This window comes from Streptomyces sp. UH6 (assembly GCF_013421635.1).
In the GTDB taxonomy this organism is placed as follows: Bacteria; Actinomycetota; Actinomycetes; order Streptomycetales; family Streptomycetaceae; genus Streptomyces; species Streptomyces abyssomicinicus.
The window spans coordinates 1-5,280 of record NZ_JACADT010000361.1 but is presented as its reverse complement, the minus strand read 5'-3'; the positions used below and the strand labels follow the sequence as shown (position 1 = coordinate 5,280).

4 protein-coding genes are annotated in these 5,280 nt (G+C 72.5%); 3 read left to right on the top strand and 1 reads right to left on the bottom strand.

The features are described 5' to 3' along the window. The 3 genes from pta to pyk all read left to right on the top strand — a co-directional run. Positions 1–1,395, top strand: a 1,395-nt coding sequence (pta, locus tag HW445_RS17625; RefSeq protein ID WP_180221965.1) for a phosphate acetyltransferase, incomplete at its 5' end; no start/stop codon positions are given. Further along, positions 1,392–2,621 (top strand): acetate kinase, encoded by a 1,230-nt coding sequence (locus HW445_RS17620; protein WP_180221964.1) that lies wholly within the window; start codon positions 1,392–1,394, stop codon positions 2,619–2,621. The genes pta and HW445_RS17620, both read left to right, overlap by 4 nt. A 71-nt stretch (positions 2,622–2,692) precedes the next feature. Then, positions 2,693–4,123: a pyruvate kinase gene (gene pyk / locus HW445_RS17615; RefSeq protein ID WP_180221963.1), complete on the top strand. Its 1,431-nt coding sequence runs from the start codon at positions 2,693–2,695 to the stop codon at positions 4,121–4,123. Positions 4,124–4,260: 137 nt separating this feature from the next. Here the strand turns inward: pyk and HW445_RS17610 are convergent. Continuing rightward, positions 4,261–5,280, bottom strand: a 1,020-nt coding sequence (locus HW445_RS17610) for a hypothetical protein (RefSeq protein WP_180221962.1), incomplete at its 5' end; no start/stop codon positions are given.

Below are 5,280 nucleotides of genomic sequence, written 5' to 3'. Positions count from 1 at the left end.
CTGCCCAACCTGCTCAAGGCACTCACCCCCGGCTGCCTGATCATCGCCCCCGGCGACCGCGCCGACCTGGTGATGGGCGCGCTGGCCGCGCACAGTGCCGGCTCGCCGCCCATCGCGGGCGTGCTGCTGACCCTCGGCCTGCGCCCGGACCCCGACCTGATGGCGCTGGCCGCCCGCCTGGCCCCCGGCACCCCCGTCCTGTCCGTGCGGGAGAACAGCTTCCCCACCGCGGCACGGCTGTTCACCCTGGAGGGCCGGCTCAACGCCGCCACGCCGCGCAAGGCGGAGACCGCCCTCGGCCTCTTCGAGCGCCACGTGGACGTCGCCCGCCTGCGGTCCCTCGTCTCCGCGCCCAGCAGCGTCCGCGTCACCCCGATGATGTTCGAGCACGGCCTGATCGAGCGGGCCCGCACCGACCGGCGCCGGGTGGTGCTGCCGGAGGGCACCGAGGAGCGGGTGCTGCGCGCCGCCGAGGTGCTGCTGCGCCGCGGGGTGTGCGACCTGACCCTGCTGGGGCCGTCCGAGCAGATCCGCAGGAAGGCCGCCGACCTGGGCCTGGACATCGCCGACGCCGAACTGATCGACCCGCAGACCTCGGAGCTGCGGGAGTCGTTCGCCCACCGCTACGCCGCGCTGCGCGCGCACAAGGGCGTCGGCTTCGACCTGGCCCACGACGTGGTCTCGGACGTCAACTACTTCGGCACCCTGATGGTGCTGGACGGCTTCGCCGACGGCATGGTCTCCGGTTCGGTGCACTCCACCGCCGCGACCATCCGCCCCGCCTTCGAGGTGATCAGGACCCGGCCGGACGCCGGACTGGTCTCCTCGGTCTTCTTCATGTGCCTCGCCGACCGGGTGCTCGTCTACGGCGACTGCGCGGTCAACCCCGACCCGGACGCCGCCCAGCTCGCCGACATCGCCCTGCGGTCGGCGGAGACCGCCGCCCAGTTCGGCGTGGAGCCGAGGATCGCGATGCTGTCCTACTCGACCGGCGCCTCCGGCTCCGGCGCCGACGTGGAGAAGGTGCGGGAGGCCACCAAGATCCTCCGCGAGCGCCGCCCCGACCTGCCGGTGGAGGGACCGATCCAGTACGACGCCGCCGTGGAGCCCACCGTGGCGGCGACCAAGCTGCCCGGCTCCCAGGTGGCCGGCCAGGCCACCGTGCTGATCTTCCCGGACCTCAACACGGGCAACAACACCTACAAGGCGGTCCAGCGCTCGGCCGGCGCCATCGCCGTCGGCCCCGTCCTCCAGGGGCTGCGCAAGCCGGTCAACGATCTGTCACGCGGCGCCCTGGTGCAGGACATCGTCAACACGGTCGCGATCACGGCCGTCCAGGCGCAGCAGCCCACGCCCACCGGAGCGGACCGTCCGCAGAAGGGGAGCCGGTCATGACCGCGACCCGTGTCCTCGTCCTCAACACCGGCTCCTCGTCGGTGAAGTACCAGCTGCTGGACATGGCGGACCGCTCCCGCCTGGCGGTGGGCCTGGTCGAGCGGATCGGCGAGGAGACCGGCCGGATCAAGCACACCCTGGTCAGCGGCCCCCAGGGCCGGGAGCGCACCCGGGAGACCACCGGCCCGGTCCCGGACCACCGGGCCGCGCTGGAGGCCGTCGCCGAGGAACTCGCCCGTGACGGACTGGGCCTGGACTCCCCGGAGCTGGCCGCCGTCGGCCACCGGGTGGTGCACGGCGGGAAGCGGTTCACCGAGCCCGCCCTGATCGACACCGCGGTGGTCAACGAGATCGAGCGGCTCGCCCCGGTGGCCCCGCTGCACAACCCGGCCAACCTGACCGGCATCCGCACCGCGCAGAAGCTGCGCCCGGACCTGCCCCACGTGGCGGTCTTCGACACCGCCTTCCACTCGACCATCCCGGAGGCGGCGGCCCGTTACGCGATCGACGTGGAGACGGCCGACCGCCACCGGGTGCGCCGCTACGGCTTCCACGGCACCTCGCACGCCTACGTCTCGCGGGCCGCGGCCGCGCTGGTGGGCAAGGATCCGTCCGAGGCGAACGTGATCGTGCTGCACCTGGGCAACGGCGCCTCGGCCTCGGCGGTGCGCGGCGGGCGGTGCGTGGAGACCTCGATGGGCCTGACGCCGTTGGAGGGCCTGGTGATGGGCACCCGGTCCGGGGACCTCGATCCGGCGGTGGTCTTCCACCTGATGCGGGTGGGCGGCATGTCGGCCGACGAGATCGACGTCCTGCTGAACAAGAGGTCCGGGCTGGTGGGTCTCTGCGGCGACAACGACATGCGGGAGATCCGCCGCCGGGTCGACGAGGGGGACGAGGCGGCGGCACTCGCCTTCGACATCTACGTGCACCGGCTGCGCAAGTACATCGGGGCGTACTACGCGGTGCTCGGCCGGGTGGACGTGCTCGCCTTCACCGCCGGGGTCGGCGAGAACTCCGCCCCCGTACGGGCCGCCGCCCTGGCCGGACTGGAGGGCCTGGGCCTGGCGGTGGACGAGCGGCTGAACGCCGCGGGCGGCGACGGACCGCGGCTGATCTCGCCCCGGCACACGTCCGTCGCGGTCGCCGTGGTGCCCACCGACGAGGAACTGGAGATCGCGGCCGAGACGTACGAGCTGGTCACGGGCGTCCGGCAGAGACTGTGAGAGCGGACGGGGCCGTCAACCTACCCCCGGGTATTTATTCCGCTGCGAAACAAACGGATAGGATCCCTTCCATGCGCCGTTCGAAGATCGTCTGTACTCTCGGCCCTGCGGTCGACTCCCATGAGCAACTCGTCGCGCTGATCGAAGCGGGGATGAACGTCGCCCGCTTCAACTTCAGCCATGGCTCCCACGCGGAACACCAGGGCCGCTACGACAGGGTGCGCGCCGCGTCCCAGGAGACGGGCCGCCCGGTGGGCGTGCTCGCCGACCTCCAGGGCCCGAAGATCCGGCTGGAGACCTTCGCCGAAGGTCCCGTCGAGCTGGTGCGGGGCGACGAGTTCACCATCACCACCGAGGACGTGCCGGGCGACAAGTCGATCTGCGGCACCACCTACAAGGGCCTGCCCGGCGACGTCGACCGCGGCGACCAGATCCTGATCAACGACGGCAACGTCGAGCTCAAGGTCCTGGACGTCGAGGGCCCGCGGGTGCGGACCATCGTGATCGAGGGCGGGGTGATCTCCGACCACAAGGGCATCAACCTGCCCGGCGCGGCGGTGAACGTGCCCGCGCTGTCCGACAAGGACGTCGACGACCTCCGGTTCGCGCTGCGGATGGGCTGCGACCTGGTCGCGCTCTCCTTCGTCCGGGACGCCGACGACGTGCGCGACGTCCACAAGGTGATGGACGAGGTGGGCCGCCGGGTCCCGGTCATCGCCAAGGTGGAGAAGCCGCAGGCGGTGGAGAACATGGAGGCCGTGGTGGCGGCCTTCGACGGTGTGATGGTGGCCCGCGGCGACCTCGCCGTGGAGTACCCGCTGGAGAAGGTCCCGATGGTGCAGAAGCGCCTGGTGGAGCTCTGCCGCCGCAACGCCAAGCCGGTGATCGTGGCGACCCAGATGATGGAGTCGATGATCACCAACTCGCGTCCGACGCGCGCCGAGGCCTCCGACGTGGCCAACGCGATCCTGGACGGCGCCGACGCGGTGATGCTCTCCGCCGAGTCCTCCGTGGGCGCGTACCCGATCGAGACCGTCCGGACCATGTCCCGGATCGTCCGGGCCGCCGAGGAGGAGCTCCTCTCCAAGGGCCTCCAGCCGCTGGTGCCGGGCAAGAAGCCGCGCACCCAGGGCGGTTCGGTGGCCCGCGCGGCCGCCGAGATCGCCGACTTCCTCGGCGGCAAGGGCCTGGTCGCCTTCACCAAGTCCGGCGACACCGCCCGCCGCCTGTCCCGCTACCGGGCCTCGCAGCCGATCCTCGCCTTCACCACCGAGGAGTCCGCCCGCAACCAGCTCTGCCTGAGCTGGGGCGTCGAGCCGCACGTGGTGCCGTTCGTCAACAGCACCGACGAGATGGTCGAGCTGGTCGACCAGGAGCTGACGCGCCTGCGCCGGTTCGAGCCGGGCTCGATCGTGGTGATCACCGCCGGTTCGCCCCCCGGCGTCCCCGGCACCACCAACATGGTCCGGGTGCTCCACCTGGGCGCCGACAGCGCGAGCTGACCCCGGCGGGCCCGCCCCCGGGGACGCGACGACGGAGCCCCCACCGCCCTGCGGGCGGTGGGGGCTCGTCGTGTTCCGGGGAGGCGCCGGCCGGCGTACCGGATCGGCCGGTGTACCGGCTCGGTCGGCGTACCGGCTCAGTCGGCGTACTGGCGCAGGCCCGGAATGGTCAGGTTGCCGCCGAACTGGCCGGCCTGGACCACCTTCACGTTGGTGAAGTAGATGATCGCGATGTCCAGCGGCGGCGGGTTCTCCGGCGAGAAGGTCACCGGGAGCAGCCCCAGCAGGTTGCCGGAGATGGACTCGGTGTACATCACCGTGTCGCCGCCGCGGATGGTGGACGTGGTGCCCTTGCCCGCGACCGCGTGGTGGGTCTTGCCGTTCTGCTCGTCGTGCACGACCTGGTGCAGGTCGCCGATGTCGGTGCCGCTGGAGACGACGTACTTCAGCACCTCCTTGACGGTGCCGTTGGCCGTCTTCACCTTCACGACGCCCTCGTACTTGGCGCCCTTGAGCAGCAGTGAGCTGGCCCGCAGTTCCCAGGCCCGGTCGGGCAGGGCGACGATGTCCTCGAGGCCGCCCTCCTCGTCGGTGGCGACGGGGCAGTCCTCGGGGTCGACCGCGGGTTCGGCGGTCTCCTCCTCGGCCGGCTCCTCGGCCTCCTTCTCGGCCTCCTCCTTCGCCTCCTCGACGGCCTTGGCGGTCTCCTCGACCGCGTCCTTCGGGGCGGCGGCGGCCGGCTCGGACTCCTTCCCGCCCTCCGTCCCGGCCTCGGCGCCCTTCTCCGGGGCGTCGGCCTCGGCCGGCTCCTCCTCGGCGGGGGCCTCGGCCTCGGGCGTTCCGGCGGCGTCGTCCGTCGTCCCCGGTCCGTCGAGGAGGTCCTTGATGGCGTCGCCGATGCCCTCGAGCAGGTTCGGCTTCTCGGCCTCCTCCTCGGGCGCGGGCTCCTCGGGCGCGGCGTCGCCGGGCGCGGGCTCCTCCGGGGCGGGCTCCTCGGACCCGGGCTCCTCGGGCGCGGGCTCGTCCGTCCCGGGCTCGTCGGGATCCGGCTCCTCCGGCGCGGGCTTCTCGGGGGTCTCCTGCTCGTCCTCGCCGCCGGGGGTCTCCTCGGCGCCCTCGTCCTCCTCGGGCGTGCCGCCCTTCTCGGCCTCCTCGAT

Excerpts from the sequence above, each read along its gene's own strand:
- HW445_RS17620 (WP_180221964.1), top strand. The coding sequence starts at position 1,392 with ATGACCGCGACCCGTGTCCTCGTCCTCAACACCGGCTCCTCGTCGGTG.
- pyk (WP_180221963.1), top strand. The coding sequence starts at position 2,693 with ATGCGCCGTTCGAAGATCGTCTGTACTCTCGGCCCTGCGGTCGACTCC.